19 protein-coding genes are annotated in these 23,229 nt (G+C 66.1%); 10 read left to right on the forward strand and 9 right to left on the reverse strand.

Annotated features, from left to right (window positions below; all coding sequences use genetic code 11):
- Positions 1-21: 21 nt before the first annotated feature.
- The 8 genes from I6L45_RS19920 to I6L45_RS19955 all read left to right on the forward strand — a co-directional run bounded on the left by I6L45_RS19920 (position 22) and on the right by I6L45_RS19955 (position 12,784).
- Positions 22-984, forward strand: a complete 963-nt coding sequence (locus tag I6L45_RS19920; RefSeq protein WP_216983065.1) for an ion channel — start codon at positions 22-24, stop codon at positions 982-984.
- A gap of 105 nt (positions 985-1,089) precedes the next feature.
- The gene (gene xthA / locus I6L45_RS19925) at positions 1,090-1,896 is read left to right on the forward strand and encodes an exodeoxyribonuclease III (protein WP_216983066.1); all 807 of its coding nucleotides are present in this window, start codon (positions 1,090-1,092) and stop codon (positions 1,894-1,896) included.
- Positions 1,897-2,394: 498 nt separating this feature from the next.
- Complete coding sequence (locus tag I6L45_RS19930) at positions 2,395-3,594, forward strand: efflux RND transporter periplasmic adaptor subunit (RefSeq protein ID WP_043759210.1); 1,200 nt, start codon at positions 2,395-2,397, stop codon at positions 3,592-3,594.
- A gap of 9 nt (positions 3,595-3,603) precedes the next feature.
- Entirely contained in the window at positions 3,604-6,729 is a 3,126-nt protein-coding gene (locus tag I6L45_RS19935; RefSeq protein WP_216983067.1) for an efflux RND transporter permease subunit, read from the forward strand.
- Between the two features lie 154 nt (positions 6,730-6,883).
- Positions 6,884-7,369 (forward strand): hypothetical protein, encoded by a 486-nt coding sequence (locus I6L45_RS19940; protein ID WP_216983068.1) that lies wholly within the window; start codon positions 6,884-6,886, stop codon positions 7,367-7,369.
- Positions 7,370-7,658: 289 nt separating this feature from the next.
- Positions 7,659-9,167: an efflux RND transporter periplasmic adaptor subunit gene (locus I6L45_RS19945; RefSeq protein ID WP_216983069.1), complete on the forward strand. Its 1,509-nt coding sequence runs from the start codon at positions 7,659-7,661 to the stop codon at positions 9,165-9,167.
- Positions 9,168-9,240: 73 nt separating this feature from the next.
- Positions 9,241-12,390 (forward strand): efflux RND transporter permease subunit, encoded by a 3,150-nt coding sequence (locus I6L45_RS19950; RefSeq protein ID WP_216983070.1) that lies wholly within the window; start codon positions 9,241-9,243, stop codon positions 12,388-12,390.
- A gap of 31 nt (positions 12,391-12,421) precedes the next feature.
- On the forward strand, positions 12,422-12,784 hold the full coding sequence (locus I6L45_RS19955) for a copper-binding protein (protein ID WP_216983071.1): 363 nt from the start codon (positions 12,422-12,424) through the stop codon (positions 12,782-12,784).
- Between the two features lie 77 nt (positions 12,785-12,861).
- On the opposite strand, the gene I6L45_RS19960 is transcribed toward I6L45_RS19955, so the two are convergent.
- The 9 genes from I6L45_RS19960 to I6L45_RS20000 form a co-directional block, all read right to left on the reverse strand.
- Positions 12,862-14,556 (reverse strand): pyridoxal-dependent decarboxylase, encoded by a 1,695-nt coding sequence (locus tag I6L45_RS19960; RefSeq protein ID WP_216983072.1) that lies wholly within the window; start codon positions 14,554-14,556, stop codon positions 12,862-12,864.
- Positions 14,557-14,722: 166 nt separating this feature from the next.
- The gene (locus I6L45_RS19965; protein WP_216983073.1) at positions 14,723-15,754 is read right to left on the reverse strand and encodes a lipoate--protein ligase; all 1,032 of its coding nucleotides are present in this window, start codon (positions 15,752-15,754) and stop codon (positions 14,723-14,725) included.
- A 101-nt stretch (positions 15,755-15,855) separates the two neighbouring features.
- Entirely contained in the window at positions 15,856-17,055 is a 1,200-nt protein-coding gene (locus I6L45_RS19970) for an ABC transporter permease (RefSeq protein WP_216983074.1), read from the reverse strand.
- The gene (locus I6L45_RS19975) at positions 17,055-18,257 is read right to left on the reverse strand and encodes an ABC transporter permease (RefSeq protein ID WP_216983075.1); all 1,203 of its coding nucleotides are present in this window, start codon (positions 18,255-18,257) and stop codon (positions 17,055-17,057) included. Before I6L45_RS19975 ends, I6L45_RS19970 begins: the two co-directional genes overlap by 1 nt.
- Positions 18,251-18,931, reverse strand: coding sequence for an ABC transporter ATP-binding protein (locus tag I6L45_RS19980; protein ID WP_216983076.1), 681 nt, complete (start codon positions 18,929-18,931; stop codon positions 18,251-18,253). Before I6L45_RS19980 ends, I6L45_RS19975 begins: the two co-directional genes overlap by 7 nt.
- Entirely contained in the window at positions 18,924-20,054 is a 1,131-nt protein-coding gene (locus I6L45_RS19985) for an efflux RND transporter periplasmic adaptor subunit (RefSeq protein ID WP_216983077.1), read from the reverse strand. Before I6L45_RS19985 ends, I6L45_RS19980 begins: the two co-directional genes overlap by 8 nt.
- A gap of 161 nt (positions 20,055-20,215) precedes the next feature.
- Positions 20,216-20,662, reverse strand: coding sequence for a YeeE/YedE family protein (locus I6L45_RS19990; protein WP_216983078.1), 447 nt, complete (start codon positions 20,660-20,662; stop codon positions 20,216-20,218).
- Positions 20,663-20,675: 13 nt separating this feature from the next.
- Positions 20,676-21,089, reverse strand: a complete 414-nt coding sequence (locus I6L45_RS19995) for a YeeE/YedE family protein (RefSeq protein WP_041201475.1) — start codon at positions 21,087-21,089, stop codon at positions 20,676-20,678.
- Positions 21,086-21,400 (reverse strand): helix-turn-helix transcriptional regulator, encoded by a 315-nt coding sequence (locus I6L45_RS20000; RefSeq protein WP_010673655.1) that lies wholly within the window; start codon positions 21,398-21,400, stop codon positions 21,086-21,088. Before I6L45_RS20000 ends, I6L45_RS19995 begins: the two co-directional genes overlap by 4 nt.
- A gap of 539 nt (positions 21,401-21,939) precedes the next feature.
- Here I6L45_RS20000 and I6L45_RS20005 point away from each other — a divergent pair.
- Both I6L45_RS20005 and I6L45_RS20010 read left to right on the forward strand, forming a co-directional pair.
- Entirely contained in the window at positions 21,940-22,308 is a 369-nt protein-coding gene (locus I6L45_RS20005; protein WP_216983079.1) for a hypothetical protein, read from the forward strand.
- Between the two features lie 177 nt (positions 22,309-22,485).
- The gene (locus I6L45_RS20010; protein ID WP_029314049.1) at positions 22,486-23,214 is read left to right on the forward strand and encodes an MgtC/SapB family protein; all 729 of its coding nucleotides are present in this window, start codon (positions 22,486-22,488) and stop codon (positions 23,212-23,214) included.
- Positions 23,215-23,229 lie beyond the last annotated feature (15 nt).

The raw sequence follows: 23,229 nt of genomic DNA on the forward strand, positions 1-23,229 counted from the left end.
CAGGAAGGGAGGGGCAACACCATGGCGATGTGCCGATACCTGGTGGCCGATGGCCGCCACTGCACCGAAGAGGCGGGAGATCAGGATCTGTGCCGCTGGCATGACCCCAGAGCCCCCCACCAATCCCCGGACACCGCGGCCGACCTGGAACACTATGTGCGCCAGGGTGGCCTGTGCCACGGCCTGCAACTGGCTCGCGCCGAGCTCAGCGGCCTCAACCTGGTGAACAAGCAGGATCCGGCAGGCTTTCTGCTGGAGCAGTGCAACCTCTATCGCGCCAACCTGCGTGGCGCCCACCTCTACGGCCTGCGCATGAAGGGGGGCAGCCTGATGAAGGCCGACCTCAGCGACGCCAACCTGCACTGCGCGACCCTGCACGACGTCAACCTGCTCGGCATCCGCTGGAAGAACACCCGCCTCGACAACCTGGATACCGGCCCCCGACTGATGCAGGACAGAAAGGGGCGCAAGGAGCGGGACCCCATGCAGGCCCGCGTCTGGTTCAAGGAGGCGGAAGAGACCTACCGGGACCTGCGCAAGGCCTCGGAGGCCCAGGGCATCTTCACCATGTCCGGACGCTACATCCAGCAGGAGCTCACCATGCGCCGCCTGCAGATGCCGTTCTGGTCCTATCAACGTTTTGCCTCCTGGATAGTCGACCTCTTCTGCGGCTACGGCGAGGCCCCCATGCGGGTGGTGCTCTTCTCCCTGCTGCTCATCCTCATCTGCAGCGTGTTCTACTTCTTCTTCGGCCTCAGCTTCGCGGGCGAGCACCTCGTCTATCGCCCGGACGCCACCCTGGAGCAGAATGCCATCTTCCTGCTGGAATGCCTCTACTACAGCGTGGTGACCTTCACCACGTTAGGGTATGGCGACTTCACCCCGGTGGGATTGTCGCGGATCTTCGCCGCCTTGGAGGCGTTCACCGGCAGCTTCACGCTGGCGCTGTTCGTGGTGGTGTTTGTCAAGAAGATGACCCGATAGGCTGGCGGCCGGGGACCTTTCCCCCTTCCCCGGCCCCCGAACTTGCATCCATCGCGGATTCCTAGTCCAATAGCCACTTATAAAAATGACATGAGCACCCCGAACATGAAGATCATCTCTTTCAATATCAATGGCCTGCGTGCCCGTCTTCATCAGTTGCAAGCCCTTATCGACAAGCACCAGCCGGACGTGATCGGCCTGCAGGAGATCAAGGTCCACGACGAGGCCTTCCCCGTCGCGGACGTGGAAGCCATGGGCTACCACGTGGTCTTCCACGGCCAGAAGGGGCACTACGGGGTCGCCATCATGAGCAAGCAGGTGCCACTCGAGGTGCAGAAGGGCTTCCCCACCGATCCGGAAGACGCCCAGCGCCGCATGATCATGGCCAGCTTCAAGCGGGAAGACGGCTCCGTCATCAAGGTGATGAACGGCTATTTCCCCCAGGGGGAGAGCCTGGATCACGAGACCAAGTTCCCGGCCAAGCAGAAGTTTTATGAGGACCTGCAGCACTACCTCGAGACCCACCACACCCCCGGCGATCAGATAGCGCTGATCGGGGATATGAACATCTCCCCCACGGATCTCGACATCGGCATCGGCGAGGCGAACCGCAAGCGCTGGCTGCGGGACGGCAAGTGCTCCTTCCTGCCCATCGAGCGGGAGTGGATGGAGCGCCTCAAGGGGTTCGGCCTGACCGACACCTTCCGCGCCGCCAATCCCACCGAGTGCGAGCGCTTCTCCTGGTTCGACTACCGCTCCCGCGGCTTTGACGAGAACCGGGGCCTGCGCATCGACCTCATCATGGCCTCCGACGCCCTCAAGGACAGAGTGACCGAGGTGGGGATCGACTACGAGCTGCGCGGCATCGACAAGCCTTCCGACCACGCCCCCATCTGGACCACCTTCGCGTGATGATCTGATCATGGCGGCTCACCGATGGGGATACTTTCCACATCCTTGAGCCGCCATGCAGCAGTGACAGGCATGCCACCCAGGAGGTGGCGCCCAATCGTCACACCGGCCCGACCCTGGCCCATGACTGAGGGGGGCCTGAGCTCCCCCTTTCTCGCTGGCGCCTGAGCCCTGCCACTGGCGAGTCATCCCGCCGCCGCCCCCCGAGATCCCCGGCCGCCATCCGGCCGCTCACTGCCGCGCCCCTCCTCCGCCGCCCTCTCGCAGCCCTCTTGCCGCCACCGTTCTGGAACCTGCCGGCCCCTGGCCACGGGAGTCCGGATAGCCGCCCGCCAAAAACCCGAAAAAGAAACCGTTTTCTTTTTGCGGATTGGCGATGGGAACAGCTCCGGTTCAAGTTCGGGAAATACCATACTTAGTTCTGTCGAAGGACAGTCCATCAACGATTAATAACAAGACGCGGCCACCTTGAAGGCCTCATTTCACAGGGGTAGTAACATGAACAGTTCTGCAGGCAGGGAGCACAGCATCATCCGGAGCCTGGTGGCTCTGACGCTGGCGGGGGCGCTTGGCGCCTGTGGTGACAACACCGAGAATGCGGCCAATACCCTGCCGTCGGTACCCGTGGTGGTACAAACGGCGGCGTCCGGGGACGTGCCCCTCACCACCGAGATGGTGGGGGAGACCGCCGGCTATCGCGAGATCGAGGTGCGCGCCCGGGTCGGCGGCATCCTGCTCAAACGCACCTATGTGGAAGGCCAGCCGGTCACCGCCGGTCAGGAGCTGTTCCTGATCGACCCCGCCCCCTTCAAGGTGGCGCTGGAGCAGGCCAAGGGCACCCTGGCCCAGGAGCAAGCCCGCCTCAACAAGGCTCGCGCCGACAAGGATCGCGTCATCCCGCTGTTCAAGCGTCAGGTGGTGAGCCGCAAGGACTATGACGACACCATCGCCAACTACGAGGCGGCCCTGGCCAGCCTGCAGGCGGCCCAGGCCAAGGTGAAGGAGGCGGAACTCAACCTCAGCTACACCCAGGTCACCGCCCCCATCAACGGCATGGCGAGCAAGAGCTCCCAGTCCGAGGGCAGCCTCATCGCCACCAGCGGCGAGGGCAGCCTGCTGACCACCATCACCCAGTTCGATCCCCTCTATGTCAACTTCTCCTACTCGGAGCAGGATCGCCTGAACTTCGAGAGCGCGGTCAAGAGCGGCAAGATCGAAGCCAAGAGCAGCACCGACTGGCGCACCCATATCCAGCTGGCCGACGGCAGCACCTACCCGCAAGCGGGGCGCCTGAACTTCTCCGACAGCCGGGTCGACCCGGCCACCGGCACCATCCGCGCCCGCGCCATCTTCGACAACAAGGACGGCGTCCTGCTGCCCGGCCAGTTCGTGCGCCTGACCATCGATCTGGGTACCCGCAAGGACGCCATCGTGGTGCCGCCCCGCGCCATCGTCCAGTCCCAGGCCGATCGCCTGGTGATGGTGGTGGATGCGGACAACAAGGTGAGCCCGCGCCCGGTCAAGCTGGGCCCGGCCATCAGCAGCGGCATCATCATCGACAGCGGCCTGCAGGTCGGCGATCGCTACATCGTCGAGGGGCTGATGAAGGCCCGCCCGGGCGCCGTGGTCAAACCGGTCAGTGCCGAAGAGATGAAGGCGATCAACGCCAAGATCACCCAGGGTGCCGCGGGCAAATAAGGAGCTCCCATGTTTTCCAAGTTCTTCATAGAACGCCCCATCTTCGCCAGCGTGATCTCGATCATCATCGTGCTGGGCGGGTTGGCGGCGATGCGATCGCTCCCGGTGGAGCAGTATCCCCAGATCACCCCGGCCGTGGTCTCGGTCACCGCCTTCTACCCGGGTGCCACCCCTGAGGTGATCTCCCAGACCGTGGCCGCCCCCATTGAACAGCAGGTCAACGGGGTCGAGAACATGATCTACATGCAGTCCGGCTCCGCCTCCAACGGCCAGATGAACCTCAACGTCTACTTCGACATCGGGGTGGATCCGGATCAGGCGACCATCGACGTCAACAACCGGGTCTCGGCCGCCATGGCCCAGCTGCCGGAAGAGGTGAAGAAGCAGGGGGTGACGGTGCGCAAGAAGTCCACCTCCATCCTGCAGGTGATCACCCTGCAGTCACCCAACGGTTCGTTTGATACCACCTATCTGTCGAACTACGCCCTGCTCAACATCATCGACGAGCTCAAGCGGATTCCCGGCGTGGGGGACACCTCCCTGTTCGGCGGCACCGACTACGCCATGCGGATCTGGCTGCGCCCGGACCGGCTGGCCCAGCTGCAGCTCACCCCGAGCGACGTGATCGGCGCCATCCGCGAGCAGAACACCCAGTTCGCGGCGGGCAAGATCGGCTCCCAGCCCACCAGCACCCCCACCGACTTCACCTACACGGTGCAGACCAAGGGGCGGCTGGATGACGTCAAGGAGTTCGAGAGCATCATCATCCGCGCCATGCCGGACGGCTCCAAGATCCGGGTGAAAGACGTGGCACGGGTCGAACTCGGCGGCAAGGACTACGACGTGCTGGCCCGCGCCAACGGCAAGCCGGCCATCGGTATTGCCACCTACCTGCAACCGGGGGCCAACGCGGTCGCGGTCGCCGATCAGGTGCGCGCCACCATGGAACGCCTGCAGGGCCGCTTCCCGCCGGACGTGGAGTACCAGATCCCCTACGACACCACCGACTTCGTGAAGATCTCCATCGAGGAGGTGGTCCACACCCTGCTCGAGGCGATCGTGCTGGTGTTCGTGGTGGTCTACCTCTTCCTGCAGAACTTCCGTGCCACCCTGATCCCCTGTATCGCGGTGCCGGTGTCACTCATCGGCACCTTCGCCGGCATGCTGATGCTGGGCTTCTCCATCAACCTGCTGACCCTGTTCGGCATGGTGCTCGCCATCGGTATCGTGGTGGATGACGCCATCGTGGTGCTGGAGAACGTCGAGCGGATCATGAGCGAGAAGAAGTGCTCCGCCAAGGAGGCGTCCGTCCTCGCCATGCAGGAGGTCTCCGGCCCCGTGGTCGCCATCGTGCTGGTGCTCTCGGCCGTGTTCCTGCCTGTCGCCTTCATGGGCGGCATGACGGGGGTGATGTACAAGCAGTTCGCCATCACCATCGCCGTGTCGGTGGCCATCTCCGGTCTGGTGGCGCTCACCCTGTCGCCGGCCCTGTGCGCCATCCTGCTGAAAGAAGGCCACCACCAGCCGGCTCGCTTCTTCGTCTGGTTCAACAATGCCTTTGATGCCCTGACCCGCCGCTATGTGCGCGGGGTGGCCTTCCTCAACCGCAGGGTCGGCGTGGCCTTTGGCATCATCGCCATCATCCTCGGCTGCAGCTATGTGCTGTTCAACAAGGTGCCGGGCGCCCTGGTGCCGGACGAGGATCAGGGCTACCTCATCGGATCCATCATGCTGCCCGATGCCGCCGCCCTGACCCGTACCCAGGCGGTCGCGAGCGACTTTGACAAGATGGCCATGGCCAACCCCAACGTGAAGGACGTGGTCACCTTCTCGGGCTTTGACATCCTGTCCGGCTCCATCATCAGCAACCGCGGCCTCACCTTCATCACCCTGAAAGACTGGAAAGAGCGTCAGGGCGAGGGTCAGGACTCCTTCTCCCTGGCCAAGACCTTCCAGGGGATGAGCCTGATGGGGCTGGCCGATGGCTTCACCGCCACCTTCAACCCGCCCCCCATCACCGGCATGTCCACCACCGGGGGCCTCGAAGGCTACCTGCAGAACCGGGGTACCGGCGACGTGCACGCCTTCGCGGGCGAGGTGCAGCGCCTGCTCGACGCGGCCAAGGAGCGCCCGGAGTTTGCCAGCGTGACCACCACCTTCCGCGCCAACGTGCCCCAGGTCTTCCTGGATCTCGATCGCGAGAAGGCCAAGGCGCTGGGGCTGCCCATCAACGCCGTGTTCGACACCATGCAGGCCACCTTCGGTCAGGTCTATGTCAACGACTTCAACCAGTTCGGCCGCACCTACCGGGTGCAGTTGCAGTCCGAGGCGGACTACCGCGCCAAGAAGGATGACATCCGCAACGTCTATGTCCGCTCCAACAGCGGCGAGATGATCCCCCTCACCAGCCTGGTGACGGTGCGCGATGCCACCGGCCCCGAGCTGGTCGAGCGTTTCAATATCTTCCCGGCCGCCAAGATCATGGCCCAGCCGGCGCCGGGTATCAGCTCGGGTCAGGCCATCAAGGCCCTGGAGGAGATCGCCGCCCAGACGCTGGGCAACGACGCCAAGCTGGAGTGGACCGGTGCCGCCTACCAGGAGAAAGCGGCCGCCGGCAGCGCCGCCATGGCGTTTGGCTTCGGCATCGTGATGATCTTCCTCATCCTGGCCGCCCAGTATGAGCGCTGGAGCCTGCCGTTTGCGGTGATCACCGCCGTGCCGTTCGCCCTGTTCGGCGCCCTGCTCGCTACCTGGGCCGTGGGGCTCACCAACAACGTCTACTTCCAGATAGGCCTGGTGACGCTGGTGGGGCTGGCGGCCAAGAACGCCATCCTGATCGTGGAGTTCGCGGTGATGAAGCATGAAGAAGGGATGACCCTCATCGAGTCGGCCCTGGAGGCGGCGCGCCTGCGTTTCCGTCCCATTGTCATGACCTCACTGGCGTTTATCCTGGGTTGTGTGCCCCTGGTCACCTCCAGCGGCGCGGGTGCGGCGAGCCGCCACGCCCTCGGCTGGCCGGTGATCGGCGGCATGCTGGCGGCGACCTTCATCGCCATCTTCTTCATCCCGCTCTTCTTCCGCCTCATCATGCGGCGATCGGAGCGACCGTCCAGGACGGCGCAGGAGAAGTCATAACCCCGGCCCCCGCAGACGCGGGGGCTTTCTTCTTCATAGGTCCGGCAATTTCTTAATCCATATCAACTATTTGGCAGATGACACAGGCCGAACCTTGACCTTCTCCTGTAGGTAAGGTTTACATTCATCCCATACGTCACAGGGAACCTGCACCATGTTGTCATCGAGATTGCCCACAGCACTCATCGCCCGGCTATTGCTGGCGCTGGTGCTCGTCTGCAATCTGACCCTGTGCATCAGCTGGCATGGCGCGGCCACCGCCCAGACCCTGGATGCCCTCCCGGCATCCTCCCCCTTGTCTCATGCGCTGCACGAGAGCCCGCCTGTGCAGCACGCCGCCATGAACCATGGCCAGGCCGACACAATCCCCCTCTCCTGCCATTCGGGCACCATGAGCCAGAGTGCCCCGTCTGGGGAGGAATGCCAGATGCAGGCCGGCTTCTCCGGTGCGGCCAATGCCCCGCTCCTGCTCGGCATGCTGTTGTCACTGCTGCTGATCCCCCTGCTGCTGCTCCCCTCTTCGTGGCATGTCGGCTCCCTGCTCGACAACTGGCTGCGGGATCCCTTCCTGCGCCTGCGCGGTACCCATCCCCCCTCCTGGCCCAGACGGCATCTGATGCTCTCTGTGCTGCGCCATTAGAAACCTCTTCTACCCCAGCCTGGGCAATGGTTCGCCATTGCAACAAGTGCCGTGCACCGGCCGACTCGTCGGCAGTGCTCCGTTTGCCGCCCAACCCGTTCGCTGTGATTCGAGTGTTGCGTGACGCAGGTGCGTGAATAACGCCTCTGCCCCGCCCCTGGACACGACGCTCATGCAGGAACCCGGTCAGGCGGCCTGATAGAAGAGAAGATGTAACCATGTCATCAGCCAAGATTTTCGCCGTTGCCGGCGCCCGCGCCTCCCGTCCGACTCGTGCCGGAGGCCTGCGATGAACAAGACCCTGATCCTGTCGACTCTGATGCTCGCCCTCGGGGCCGGCGGCGGCTACTGGGCCGCCACCAAGATGGGCGGCGCCACCACCGCCAAGGAGAAGGCCCCCCTCTACTGGGTCAATCCCATGGATCCCCGCGACAAGCGCGACGGCCCCGCCAAGGACAACATGGGGATGGACTTCATCCCCGTCTATGAAGAGAAACAGGGCGGCTCGCCCGGCACCGTTACCATCAGCCCCGAGATCCAGCAGAACCTGGGGGTGCGGCTGGCCAAGGTGGAGAAACTGCCCGTCCACCAGCAGATCGAGACGGTGGGCTACGTGGGATATGACGAGGAGCGCCTCGAAGCCATCAACTCCCGGATGGCGGGCTGGATCCGCAACCTCGCCATCAAGAACGAGGGGCAGCAGGTGGCCAGGGGCAGTTTCATCTACGATCTCTACGCCCCGGATCTGGTGAACGCCCAGCACGAGTACCTGCTGGCGCTCAATACCACCAACCCGCTGCTGCTGCGCGCCGCCGAAGGCAAGCTCAAGTCCCTGCAGGTACCGGCGGATCAGATTGCGGCCCTCAAGCGCACCCGCAAGGTGCAGGAGACGGTGCGCATCTACGCCCCGAGCAGCGGCTATGTGTCCGAGCTCAAGGTGCGTGAAGGCCAGTATGTGGAGCCCGCCGCCCCCCTCTTTAACATCAGTACCCTCAAGCAGGTATGGGTAAGCGCCGAGGTGTTCGAGCGCCAGGCCGCCCAGATCAAGGTCGGCGATCCGGTCACCATGACCCTGGACTATGCCCCGGGCCGCCGCTGGCAGGGTCGGGTGGACTACCTCTACCCGACGCTCGATGCGAGCACCCGCACCCTGCGGGTCCGCCTGCGTTTCGACAACCCGGACGAGTTCCTGAAACCCAACATGTTCGCCAAGGTGAGCATCGGCACCGGCAAGGGGGAACCCCGCCTGGTGGTGCCGAGCGAAGCGGTGATCCGCACCGGCAGCCAGGACAGGCTGGTGCTGGCGCTGGGGGATGGCAACTTCAAGTCGGTGGCCGTCACCCTGGGCCCCCAGTTTGGTGACAAGGTCGCCATCCAGGAGGGGGTCGAAGCCGGTGACAGCATCGTCAGCTCGGCCCAGTTCCTGCTCGACTCCGAATCGGCCATCGATTCGGACTTCCAGCGCATGACGGCGGTGCGTCCCATGCAGGTGTGGACCCAGGGCCAGGTGCAGAACATCGATCTCGCCGGGCGTACCCTCGGCATCTCTCACCAGCCCATACCCGAGTGGCAGTGGCCCGCGATGGAGATGGACTTCACCGTGGCCGACGGCGTGGACATCAGCCAGCTGAAGCCGGATCAGACCCTGCATCTGCAGGTGGAGCAGGAGGGGGACGAGTACCGCATCATCCAGATCCATGTGGAAGACAAGCCGGCAGCAGACGAGCCGATGAAAGAGGCCAAGGGCGAGATGCCAGGCATGGATCACAGCCAGCACCAGATGGGGGATAAATCATGATCCCGGCCATGCTTCGCTGCATTGAGCACAAACCCAATCGGCTGCCCGCCCACCGAATGAGAGGAGCCCAGTCATGATCCCTGCCATCATTCGCTGGTCCGTCGGCAACCGCTTCCTGGTGCTGCTGCTGACCGTCATGCTCACCGCCTGGGGCCTCTGGTCGGTCAAGCAGACCCCGGTGGACGCCCTGCCGGATCTCTCCGACGTCCAGGTGATCATCAAGACCTCCTACCCGGGCCAGGCGCCCCAGGTGGTGGAGGATCAGGTGACCTACCCCCTCACCACCGCCATGCTGGCGGTGCCGGGGGCCACCACGGTGCGCGGCTACTCCTTCTTCGGCGACTCCTTCGTCTACGTGCTGTTTGACGACGACACCGACCTCTACTGGGCCCGCGCCCGGGTGCTGGAGTACCTGAGCCAGGTGGCCCCCAATCTGCCCGCCGGGGCCCAGCCCCAGCTCGGGCCGGACGCCACCGGGGTGGGCTGGGTCTACCAGTACGCTCTGGTCGATAAAACCGGCAAGCACGATCTCAGCGAGCTCACGTCACTGCAGAACTGGTTTCTGAAATACGAGCTGCAGACGGTGAACGGCGTCTCCGAAGTCGCCACCGTGGGCGGCATGGTGCGCCAGTACCAGGTGCGGGTCGATCCGGACAAGCTGCGGGCCTACGGCATTCCGCTCTCCCTCATCGAGACCGCCATCAAGCAGGGCAACCAGGAGACCGGCGCCTCCGTCATCGAGATGGCGGAAGCGGAGTACATGGTTCGTTCGAATGGCTACCTCAAGAGCGTCGAGGATCTGAAGCAGATCCCGCTCGGCACCAATGTGCGGGGCGCCCCCCTGCTGCTGGGTGACGTGGCCGACGTGGTGACCGGTCCCCAGAGCCGGCGCGGTATCGCCGAGCTCAACGGCGAAGGGGAAGTGGTGGGCGGCATCATCGTCATGCGCTTTGGCGAGAATGCCCAGCACACCATCGACGGGGTCAAGGCACGGCTGGCCGAGCTCAAATCCAGCCTGCCCGACGGGGTGGAGATCGTCACCGTGTACGATCGATCCGACCTTATCCAGCGCGCCATCGACAACCTCTCCGCCAAGCTGGTGGAGGAGTTCGCCGTGGTGGTGCTGGTGTGTCTGGCCTTCCTGTTCCACCTGCGCTCGTCCCTGGTGGTGGTCATCACCCTGCCCATCGCGATTTTGACCGCCTTTATCGTGATGCACCTGCAGGGGATCAACGCCAACATCATGTCGCTGGGGGGCATCGCCATCGCCATCGGCGCCATGGTGGACGGCGCCATCGTGATGATAGAGAACGTCCACAAGCACATGGAGCGGGAGGAGCTCACCGACAAGAACCGCTGGCGGATCATCACGGAGGCGAGCATCGAGGTGGGGCCGGCGATTTTCTTCTCCCTGCTCATCATCACCATGAGCTTCCTGCCGGTGTTTGCCCTGGAGGCGCAGGAGGGGCGCATGTTCCACCCGCTGGCCTACACCAAGACCTACGCCATGGCCGCCGCCGCCGCGCTCGCCATCACGCTGGTGCCGGTCATCATGGGCTATTTCATCCGCGGCAAGGTATTGCCCGAGCAGGCCAACCCCCTCAACCGTGGCTTGAGCCAGGCCTATGTGCCCCTGCTCAATGCCGTGCTGGCCCGTCCCAAGACCACCCTCGCCGCCGCCCTGGTGGTCACGGTCGCGGGTTTCTGGCCGCTCCAGCACCTGGGCTCAGAGTTCATACCGCCGCTCGATGAGGGGGACATCATGTACATGCCCACCACGGCGACCAACATCTCGGTGGGCAAGGCGCGGGAGATCCTGCAACAGACCGACAAACTCATCCGCACCGTGCCCGAGGTACAGAACGTGTTCGGCAAGGCGGGGCGCGCCGACTCGGCCACCGACCCGGCGGATCTGGTGATGATGGAGACCAGCATCCAGCTCAAGCCCCGCGACCAGTGGCGCCCGGGCATGACCCCGGAGAAGCTGAAAGAAGAGCTCGACTCCCTCATCCGCTTCCCCGGCCTCACCAACGCCTGGGTGCCCCCCATCAAGACCCGTATCGACATGCTGGCCACCGGCATCAAGACCCCGGTGGGGATCAAGATCGCCGGCCCCGACCTCAAGGTGGTCCAGCAGATTGGCCAGCAACTCGAGCAAATAGTCGGCAAGGTGGAAGGCGCCGCCTCCGTCTACGCCGAGCGGGTGGCGGGCGGTCGCTACGTCAAGGTGGATATCGATCGGCTCAAGGCGGCCCGCTACGGCCTCAACATCGCCGACGTGCAGGCGGTGCTCGCCACCGCGGTGGGCGGTATGGACGTGGGGCAGACCATCGAGGGGCGCGAGCGTTACCCCATCAACCTGCGCTATCCCCAGAGCTATCGCGATTCCGTGGCCAGCCTCGAACTGCTGCCCCTGATCACCCCCAAGGGTGAGCGGATCGCCCTGGCGGACGTGGCCCGGGTCTACATCAGCGACGAGGCGCCCATGCTGCGCAGCGAAAACGCACGCCTCAACGGCTGGGTCTACGTGGACATCCGTGGCCGCGACATCGGCTCCTTTGTGGCAGAGGCCAAGGCCGAGGTGGACAAGCAGCTGGTGCTGCCACCGGGTTACGCCCTCACCTGGTCAGGTCAGTACGAATACATGGAGCGGGCCATGGAGCGCCTCACCTACGTGGTGCCCCTGACCCTCGCCATTATCGTGCTGCTGCTCTATCTCGCGTTTCACCGCTTCCAGGAGGTGCTGCTCATCCTCACCACCCTGCCGCTGGCGGTGGTCGGGGGGATCTGGGCCGTCTGGCTGCTCGACTTCAACCTCTCGGTGGGCGTCGGCGTCGGCTTCATCGCCCTGGCCGGGGTGGCCGTGGAGACGGGGGTGCTGATGCTGGTCTACCTCAACCACGCCTGGGACGATCTGGTGGCCAGCGGCAAACCGGACAAGGCCGGCCTGCACCAGGCGGTCATTCACGGCGCCGCCCTGCGCCTGCGCCCCAAGATGATGACGGTGGTGACCATCATCGCGGGCCTTCTGCCCATCATGTGGAGCCATGGCACCGGCTCGGAGGTGATGCAGCGCATCGCCGCCCCCATGATCGGCGGCATGGTGACGGCGCTGGTGCTGACCCTGCTGGTACTGCCCGCCGCCTACTACCTGTGGCGCAGCCGCACCCTGAAAACCCTTGCACACACGACGTCGCAGACGGATACCCCGACTGCACCCTGATCAACCGGACAACACAAACAAGGAAACCATCATGAACTACAAGACGCTGACGCTGACCCTGCTATTGGGCCTCGCCACCCACACCGGCCTGCAGGCCGAGGAGATGATGAACCACGAAGGGCACGACATGAGCCAGATGGGGGAGATGGGCCAGATGGAGGGCATGGAGGAGAAGGTGATGACCAAGGGGGTCATCAGCCGTATCGACGTGCAAAACGGCAAGGTAGGCATCAAGCACGAGGCCATCGAGAACCTCAAGATGCCCCCCATGACCATGGTCTTCCAGGTGGCCGATCCCGCCCTGCTGGAAGGGGTCAAGGTCGGGGATGCGGTGAGCTTCCACGCCGAAAGTCCGGCTGGAAAGCTCACGGTGACGAAGCTGCAGAAGAAGTAACCACTCACAAGGGCAGTAAAAAAACGGCGGGTTGAACCCGCCGTTTTGTTGTCTGCTTGTCAGCGCCGGGCCGATCCTCAGCCTCGAATGTGGTCGATAAAGGCGTCGATCTGCTCGCGGCTGCAAGCCGGGTTCATAAAGACCGCCTTTTCCCCGGCGATGTAGGAGTAACGGCCCCGCGCGTCGTAATCGGAGCGGGCCACCGCCTCCACCCAGTTGGTGTAGAGCCCCACCTTGCCGCGCCCGGTGAAGAGGCTGCGGTGGTATTCGGTGTTGCGTGCCAGCCGCGCCTTGTAGGCGGGGTCGGGACTGCGGGCCAGCTCGAAGGCGAACTCGGCCTCCGGATCCTGCACCCACTCGGGGTTGTAGATCTTGAAGCCCACGCTCGGCCCCTGGTTCTCCTGGGCCACCAGCTTGACGTTACCGAGCTGGCTCAGACGGAAGCGGAAGTAGTTGGCGTTTTGCAGGCAGTGGGCCAGCACGGTGCGATACCCCTCGACCCCCAGGTAGTTGAGGGCCGCGTAGGCGCCGAACAGGCCACTCGCCCCGCGGGAGCACTCTATGGTGGACTGCAGGTGGGTGTGGCCCTGGATGTCGCGCTCGAAGTAGGAGAAGTTCTCCGGGTCGTTCTCCATTGCCTTGAGGTCGTTCTGCTCCTTGATCATCACCAGGCTGGAGGTGTAGGGCACATAGCCCCACTTCTGGAAGTCGACGGTGAACGAATCGGCGTATTTGAGCTCGGCAAAGCGCGCCACGTTGCGCTCGATGCCGGCCAGGGTCGCGGCGTTGATGGCCAGGGGGTTGGCGGCAAAGTCGTAACCCAGGAAGAAGATCATCGACCAGCCGATGGCGGCGTCCACGTGGATGTGGGGCTTGACCGCCACCTCGAAGCGCTCGCACAGGCGATCCCGCAGGTCCACCACGGGTTTGACCTGATCCACCCCGAAGGTGTCGGTGGTACCCATAGTGAGCATGATGGTGGGCACCACGTGCTTCAAGGCAAAACAGGCGGTCAGGGTGCGCTCGAGATCCGCGAGATCGATGTCGTTGTTCTCGCCTACCTGAATGCGGATCGTCTTGTTCTCAATGTCCACTCCGAGCAGGGAGAGGTTGGTGATGTTGGAGTAGTGGCCGCCCTGGGAGTTGATGATGCGGTAGTCCTGATAGTGGCCGAGCCCCTTGTGCTTGGCTTCCGGCAGGCTCTTGCGAATGCCGAGCAGGTAGCCGTAGAGGTTACAGAAGGTCCCCCCCTGGGTGAAGATGCCGGTGGCACGGGCCGGATCGTAACCCGCCAGCAGGGCAATCTGGCGCACCACCTTCCTCTCCAGCTCCTCGGCCACCCCGGCGTATTCGGAGTAGACCAGGTTGGGGTTGGCCAGAATGCCCATCTGGGCGCCGTAGATGGCGGGATCCGCCGACATGGTGATGACGTTCTCGACGCTGGAGGGGTTCTCCCAGTCCTTGGAGAGGGCGCCGGCAAACAGCAGTTCAGCCATGGGCTCCCCCGGGGTGCGCATGGCCGCCGGCACCGGCATGGTCTCGCACAGATCGGCGAGGCGGGCGCGGCCGTCCGGCCAGGCATTCAGGCGCGCATCCGGGGCCAGCCCCCGGGCGCGAAACTCGTTGAGGGTGGCAAAACCGGGCTCGCGAAACACCGGCCAGAGATCCGGGTTACGGGAGAAAAAGTGGGCCTTGACGGTGGCGAAGCGGGCGGCGAATTCGGGGGAGACGGCGTTGACGCCGTCGTCTTTCAGATAGACCAAGTCACTCATTTTTATACCATTCGTACGGCAAAAGTGCGGTTTTTATACTCCAGTGACCCCGCTATCAACAGCGACAATATCTAATGGTCTCCCCTACTTTTTGTCATGTCTGAGTCGTGACGGGGGCTGCGGCAACCATGCCCGAACGGCCCCCGTCTTCGTCTTGTGATCCCGCTCACGCCGACAAGGTCAGCGCAGCCCCCCCCAGCAACCAGTCGGAGAACGCCAGCAGCTCGTCCTGCTGGGCCGGGAAATCGCCCCGCCACCCTTGCAGCAGGGCGTCGATGGCGTCGGCCCGATAGGCGACCCCGGGCAGCCGCTCGGCCAGGGCATCCAGCGGGGCCGGATCCAGGCTGTCGCTGAAGATCTGCGCCCGCCCTATCACCCCCTTCTCCACGTCGAAGTGCAGCTCCACCCCGCCCCAGGGGAAGCGTTCGTCCAGCTGGTGGCTGAAGGCGGGGGCGTGGCCGAAATTCCACTCCCAGCTGCGCTGGCGGGCGAAGGTCTCGGCGAAGCCGGGCAGGTCGGGCATCCGCTCGGGGGAGATGTGCTCTGGGGCAACCCTGTCGCCATGGTGAGCGAAGAAGGCCTCGCACAGAGCCTGGACCACCCGTGGGTGATCGACGCCCGGCAGCAACTCGCCGAGGTTCGTCACCCGGCTGCGTACCGAGGTGATCCCCTTAGCCGCCAGCTTCTTGGGGTCGGGATTGAGGTAGTGGGAGAGGCGGCCGAGGTCGGCATCCAGCAGCAGGGTGCCATGGTGGAAGCCGCGATCCTGGGTCTCCCGGTAGGCCGAGCCCGAGACCTTGCGATCCCCGTCCGGGGTGGCCACCAGCAGGTCGTTGCGCCCGGAGGCAAAGGCGCTCACCCCGAGCCGCTTGAGTGCATCCAGCACGATGGCGGTGGAGACGCTCTTGTCATAGCCGGGCTTGCCCGCCATGAAGGTGAAGCAGCTGTTGCCAAGGTCGTGAAACACGGCGCCGCCCCCGCTGCTGCGCCGGGCCAGGGTCACGCCATCCTCCTCCATGCGGCGGGTGTTGCACTCCTTCCAGGGGTTCTGGGCCCGGCCTATCACCACGGTATTGGCGTTGCGCCACAGAAACAGCACCCGCTGGGCGGGGTCCATCTGGCGAAAGATGCACTCCTCCACCGCGAGGTTGAACAGGGGATCGTGGGAGTCGGAGAGCAGCAGGCGCAGAGAGGACATGGCGGGACCTTCTTATGAAGCAGGAAAGAGAAAACAGGAAACGGATGACTACCATACCACCAGGGGGCGGATCGGCGAACCCCTCCCCCCTTCCCCCGGGTCTAGTCGCCGCGAAGGGCCACCACGGGGTCGAGGCGCACCGCCCTGAGGGCCGGCGCCACCCCGGCGAGCAGCCCCACCAGGGCGCTCCCCGCCAGCGCCAGCAGCAGATAGAGCGGGTGCAGCGCCAACGGCAGGGCCGGCAGCAGCCAGCCGGTCAGGAGGCTGGCCCCCAGCAGCAACAGGAGTCCGAGCAGGCCCCCCGCCAGGGCCAGCACCATGGCTTCGAACAGGAACAGGGTGAGGATCTGGCGGCGCGGGCTGCCGAGGGCCATCAGCAGGCCAACCTCGGGAACCCGCTCCTGCTGGCTGATGCTCATGATGCTGAAGATGCCGACCGCCCCGATGAGCAGCGACACCACCCCGAGCCCGCCGATGGCGAGCTTCACCATCGCCAGTATCTTGTCGAGGCTCGCCAGCATCTCCTGCTGGGAGAGCAGGGTGAAATCCTCCGCCCCGTGACGGGCGATGAGCAGGCGTCGCACCCGCTCCAGCACCACGGACTCCGCCTCCCCGACCCCGTAGACCAGATCGATCTCCTGCAGCCCCTCCCGGTTGAACAGGGCCTGGGCGTGGGCCGCCGGCACATAGATCATGTCGTCGAGATCGAAGCCGAGGAACTGCCCCTTGGGGGCCAGCACCCCCACCACCCGAAAACGGCGATCGCCCGCCCGGATCAGGCTCCCCGGCGCGCCGCCGCGGGGGAACAGCTCAGCCGCCACCTTGGCCCCCAGCACCGTCAGGGCGCGTGGCATGGCCCCCTCCTCGGCCGGCAGGAAGCGCCCCTCGGCCAGAGTCAGGCGCCAGCCGGCCAGCGCCGCCGAGCCGGTACCCAGGATGGCGGTGCTGCGGCTGAGCCCGCCGGCGCGCACCTCCCCCTGCCCCTGCACCACAGGCAGCACCGACTCCACCCCGGGCAGGCGCGCCAGGGCCTCGGCGTCCAGCAACAGCAGGGGGCGGCTGCTCGAGAGCAGGCCCGGGGGACCACCGCCGGTCTGGGTCTTGCCCGGGGTGACCGCCACCAGCCGGGTGCCGAACTGGGCGAAGCTCCCCTGCAGGTAGAGGCGCAGCCCCTCGCCGATGCCGGTGAGCAGGGTGACGGCGGCGATGCCGATGGCGATGCCGAGCGCCGAGAGCAGGCTGCGGCTGCCGGCAGCCCCGAGGGCGCGCCACAGCCAGGCCATGAGATCCCCGGCGCGCATCAGGCCCCCCACTGGCCGCTGCGCAGGCTGCCGACCGGCTCCTGACGCGCCGCTCGGCTGGCCGGCAGCCAGCTGAAGAAGAGCCCCACCGCGATCGCCGCCGGCAGGCTTATCAGGGGCGCCTGCCAGGGCACCGCCAGGGGGAAGGCGGGCCAGAGCACGCCACCCAGCCCCACCAGCAGGTAACCGAACGCCACCCCGAGCAGGCCGCCGCCCCCGGCGAGCAGCAGCGCCTCCCACAAAAACAGTCGGCGTATGGTGGCGCCGTCCGCCCCCAGCGCCTTGAGCAGGCCTATCTCGCCGGTGCGCTGGCGGGTGCTGATGAGGGCCAGGTTCATCATCATGATGCCCGACACCAGCAGGCTGATGGCCCCGATGCCGGCCACCGCCAGGGTCAGGGTGGCAAGGATGGAGGAGAAGGCCGCCAGCATGGCGTCGCGCCGCACCAGGGTGACGTCCAGGGTGCCGTGGCGCGCCTGCATCAGCCGCTCGAGGCGCGCCGTCAGCGCGTCCAGCCCCTGACCGGCCAGGGGCTGGATCACCAGGCGAAACAGCCCCTCGGTGTTGAACTGGGTGAGGGCCCGCTCGACCGGGATCAGGGCCGTCTCGGCGAGATCCATGCCGAGGTTGCTGCTCTGGCTGGTAAAGCGCCCCACCACCCGGTAGCGACGCCCGTCGAGGCGCACCCACTGCCCCACCGGATCCCGCTCGCCAAACAGCTCGCGGGACAGCGTGGCCCCGAGCAGGATGACCGGCGGGCTGCCCGCCGGCAGCCAGCGGCCGGAAGTAAGGGTCAGGCCGTGGGTCTCGCGCAGCCCGTTGCGGGTGCCGAGCACCATGGCGCTGCGCAGCCGCCCGCTGGCGGCCACCTCGGCGGTGCCGAGCACCAGGGGCACCAGGCGAAGCGCCGGTTCGCGCCGGGCGAGAAAGTCCACGTCCTCCAGGGTGATGTCCCGCAGGCTGTTGCCGGTGAGGGGCGGCAGGCCACCCCGGGTCTCCTTGCGGCCGGGAAACATCACCAGCAGATCCTTGCCGAGGCTGGCAAACTCCGCCGCCACGTAGCGCCGCGCCCCCTCCCCCAGGGCCGTGAGCAGCAGCACGGAGGCGACGCTCAGGCTCACCGCCGCGATCAGGGTCAGGGCCCGGCCGCGATGGCGCAGCAGGGCGGTGGCGGCGAAGGCGATGGCGTCGCGCCCTAGCATGGGGGCTCCATCCTGCCGTCGTTCATGCGGATGCGCCGCCCCGCCCGCGCCCCGATCCGCTCGTCGTGTGTCACCACCACCAGGGTCACCCCGCGCTCCCGGTTGAGGCGCTCGAGCAGGGCGATCACCTCCTCCCCTGAGCGGGAATCCAGGTTGCCGGTGGGCTCGTCGGCGAGCAGCAGGCGCGGCTGGGTCACCATGGCCCGGGCGATGGCCACCCGCTGGCGCTGACCGCCGGAGAGCTCGGCGGGCCTGTGGTCGGCGCGCGTGGAGAGCCCGAGCTCGGCGAGCAGGGCCGCCACCCGGGCCGTGCGTTCGGCAGGCGCCACCCCGGCCAGCATCAGGGGCAGGGCCACGTTCTCGAAGGCTGTGAGGCGCGGCACCAGGTGAAACGACTGGAACACGAAGCCGATGGCCTGGCCGCGCAGGCGGGCGAGCTCGGGCTCCGCCAGGCGGGCGGTGCGCGCCCCCTCGAGCCAGTACTCCCCCTCGTCGGGCCTGTCCAGCAGCCCCAGCACGTTGAGCAGGGTCGACTTGCCCGAACCCGAGGGCCCCATCACCGCCAGGTACTCCCCCGCCTCGATGGCGAGGCTCACGCCGTCCAGGGCCAGCACCTCGCTCCCCCCCAGATTGAAGCGCCGGCCTACCCCCTCGAGGCGGAGGAGCTCACTCATGGGCCTCCTCGGGGCGGTAGGGCCCCTCCCCCTTGATGAGAGCGGGCTGGGCGACGAGCCTGTCCCCCTCGGCGAGCCCCGAGGTCACCTCAACCCAGTTCCAGCTCTCGAGCCCCCAGCTCGGGGTGAGGCGCACCAGGCGCTCCCCCTCCAGACGCAGCACGCTGCCATCCTCGGCCCGGGCGCTGGCGGGGATGCGCAGGGCCCTTTCGGCGCGCCCCGTGGTCACCTCGAGATCGGCGCTGTAGCCCACCAGCAGGGGGGCGTCGCCGGGCAACTCCTCGAGGGCCGCCTCCACCTCCACGGTGCGGGCCTGCTTCTCGAGCTCCTTCACGTAGGGGGCGATGCGGGTGATCCTGGCCGCCAGCTCGCGCCCTGGCATGGCGTCGAGCAGCACCCGGGCCGGCTGGCCGAGGCGCAGGCGGGCCGCGTCCACCTCGTCGATGGGGGCGGAGACGTAGAGGCAGGTATCGTCGATAAGGTCGATGACGGGTGGCATGGCGACCCCGGGGGGCGAGGGGGTCATGTATTCGCCGAGCTTGCTGTTGACCTCGGCCACCACCCCGTCGAAGGGGGCGAGCAGGGTGCGCTCGGTCAGGCGCGCCTCGACCTTCGCCACCTGGGCGGCGTCCACCCCCAGCTGATCGCTCGCGGCCTCACAGGCGAGGCGGCGGCTGTCGGCCAGGTTCTGGGCCTGCTCGGCCAGGGTGCGCGAGGTGAGGTTCCTGGCCAGCAGAACGGCCAAGCGCGCCGCCTCGCGCCGGTAGAACTCGGCCTCGGTGCAGCTGCGCGCACGCTCGGTACGCCCGAGGATGGCCTGGGCCCGGGTGCGGGCGAGCTCGGCCTCGAGATCCCCGCTCCACAGGCGCAGCAACTGCTGCCCCTGCTTGACCCGCTCCCCCGCCTGCACCGCGAGCTCGCTCACCACGCCGCCGCCCGGCAGGCTCAGGCCGGATCGGCGGCACGACTTGATGGTGCCGGCCCGGGTGTTGACGACGGTGACGCGCACCTCGCCGCGATCCACGCTCACCAGCGGGACGGGCGTCGCCACCGGGCGCAGCCACCAGGCCAGGGCGAGGGTCGCCAGCACGGCGACCCCGCCTCCCCACCACAGTTTTCTCATGGCTCTTTTCCCCATCCGGGGCGCACCGTCAGCCCCGGCGCGCGAGCAGGGCGTAATAGAGCAAGGGTATCACCACCAGGGTCAACAGGGTCGAGACCAGGATCCCGAAGATGAGGGAAATGGCCAGCCCGTTGAACACGGGATCTTCGGGATGAGGGGGATCAGGCGTTACCGGGCTTGCGAGCCTGCTCCTGCCCCTTGTTCCAGCCCCGGTCTACCAGCAGGATCCCGGCCACCATGGCCCCGATGAACAGCAGTATCATGGGCTGCCCGCTGGAGATGAGGCTCAGGGCTGGCCCTGGACAGATCCCCACCAGGCCCCAGCCGATGCCAAACAGGGCGGCGCCACCGATGAGACGGCGATCCAGCACGGGGGCCGGCACCCTGGCCATGGGTTCCCCCAGCAGGCTCTGGCGGCGGGGTTTCACCAGCAGGAAGTAGCCCGGCATGAAGACAGCCAGGGCTCCCCCCATCACAAAGGCGAGGCTGGGATCCCAGGCCCCCGCCACGTCGAGAAAGCCGGTGACCCGGGCGGGATCTATCATGCCGGAGATGGCCAGACCCAGACCGAACAGCAGACCCGCCAGCAAACTTGTCATCAATGCCATGACGATCAACCCCTTACAACAGATGGTGAGTGACGAGGACGGTGAGCACGCCGGCCGCCATGAAGGTGAGGGTGGCCACGATGGAGCGCACCGAGAGGCGGCCCATGCCGCAGATGCCGTGACCGCTGGTGCAGCCATTGCCAAGGCGGGTGCCTATGCCCACCAGCAGTCCGGCCACCAGCACCAGCGGCCAGCCCGGCAGGGTGCTGAACGCAGGCATGCTGGCCCAGCCGGCATTCAGTGCCAGCCAGGCGCCCAGACCCAGACCCAGCAGGAAGAGTACCTGCCAGGGGGTTCTGTGTTGCAGGGCCCCCGCCAGAATGCCGCTGATCCCGGCCACCTTGCCGTTGAACAGCATCAAGATCAGGGCCGAGAGCCCCGCCAGCATGCCTCCTCCGAGGGAGAGCAGCCATTGGCTTTCCATCATCGTGTTTCCTCATCTGAGTGACAAAAATGGGTTTGCAGCGCCGCCAGCACATCGACGGCCGCCTCGCTCACCAGCGAGTAGAAGATCTGCTGGGAGACCTTGCGCGAACGAATGAGCCCGCAACGCTTCAGTACCGACAACTGCTGGGAGAAGGCAGACTGGCCGAGCTGGCTGTTCGCCAGCAGCTCCCCGACTCCCTTCTCCCCCTCAACCAGCTGACAGAGCACCCTCAGGCGCTCCGGGTGAGCCAGCGCCTTGAGCAGATCGGCGGCCGCGGCGACGTGCCGGTTCATCTCGTCGAGGGGGGTCATGATTTAAATTAGCAACTCCTGATATTTACCTCATTGTATAAATAAACACTAAATTAGCAATACCTAATTAAATGGCGAGTGGCACCTCGCCACCGCCTCACGAGACACCCATGGGAGACGCGGGCAGCGCCCACGCAAACGGGTGAGACATGCCCCTGCATCGGGAAGTACAGGCCGCCCGAGCGGCCCGCCAACACGGGGGAATGAGGCGTCCTCATCGGCACCTCCATCTCTTTTTTATTATGTTTCAATATGTTGCTATCAGGACCCCAGGGTTTACCCCGGCCGTCTCATCGGCTACCATGTCGCCTCTTTCATCCCTGGCGGAGACCATCAGTGGGCAACTCATCAAGTGACAGATGCACGCCGATCCTTGTCGGCACCCCGGTCGCGAGCTAGCCGCAGGTTCTTCCCTGCCGCGACTCGCCACCCCAGCGAGAAGCGGAACCGTCTCCCTTCTCTTTACACTTGACGTCAGGTGACCTGCCCCGGCCTGACACCTTGCCTGCATAGTTTCTGTTTCCCAAAAGGAGGCTACTATGCGTTTGATTCCAAACAACTATCTTGCTGGCGAATCCCCTTCCCTGCTGAGCAGACTGGGGCGCGGCCTGTTGCCGCGCTGGTGGCGCGGCAGGCGCCAGCACCACTACCGGCTACAGATCCGCTGCGAGGATCGCGCCGCCATGGCGCAGGTGCTGACCGCGGTGAGCCACACCCTGCATCCGGCCGGGCTGCACCCCGCGCAGTCCATGACGCCAGGGCGCGGCGATGGCCGGATGCTGGTGCTGAGCCTCTGCTGCACCCCGCCCCAGCGCCGCTATCTGGTGCAGTTCGTCCACCAGGTCGGGGCCACTCGCCCCGTGCGCTGGGAGCTGCGCCCGGACAGCGACCCGCCCGCACGGCACTGACCGTCCTCCAGGTCGCCCCGGCTGCGGGGCCGGCCCTGCTCGTTCCGTGCCCGCCTTCCGGGCACGGCCCCTCGTTTGCATTCATCCCGCGCCGGCGCTGCGCCCTCGATGCCTCATCGCCCCATCTCGGTACCCAGATGGGCAGCGTCGCGCCGGCACCTTTAGAAGGAGAACCCCATGAGAATGTGGCAACAACTCGATTTTCTCGCCCTGCTCGACACCCTGGCCAGCCTGCTGCTCGCCTTCGTGCTGGGCAGCCTGGTCGGTCTGGAGCGCCAGTATCGCCAGCGCACCGCCGGCCTTCGCACCAACGTCCTGGTCGCCGTGGGGGCGGCCCTGTTCGTCAACCTGGCCCAGCGCATCTATGACCTGCACGGCGGCAGCTACGGCGTGGTCCACGTGGTGGCCTACATCGTCTCCGGCATCGGTTTTCTCGGCGCCGGCGTCATCATGCGCGAATCCGGCAACATCCGCGGCATCAACACCGCCGCCACCCTCTGGGGCGTGGCGGCGGTGGGGGCCGCCAGCGGTGCCGGCTTTGCCCTGGAGGCCGTGCTCGGTGCCCTCTTCGTGCTGGCGGCCAACACCCTGCTGCGCCCCCTGGTGAACCAGATCAACCGCCACCCGGTGGACAATACCGACACCGAGGTGACCTATCGCGTCACGGCCCTCATCCGCCGCACCCACCAGAAGGAGGTGCTGCCCTGGCTGGAGCAGATGCTGGAGCAGGCCAACTACCCCCTGAGCGAGCTCGATATCGAGCCGTTCGGGGAGCAGGATCTGGAGATCTCGGCGGTGCTGCTGGCCACCTCCATCGATGGCGACGAGCTGGACGCCCTGATGAAGCGGCTGGGGGAGCATCCCCGCATCAAGCAGATCTTCTGGCGCGCCAGCACCACGGATTGAGGCGAGCCCTCGCCC

The organism is Aeromonas sp. FDAARGOS 1415, assembly GCF_019048365.1.
Taxonomy (GTDB): domain Bacteria; phylum Pseudomonadota; class Gammaproteobacteria; order Enterobacterales; family Aeromonadaceae; genus Aeromonas; species Aeromonas taiwanensis.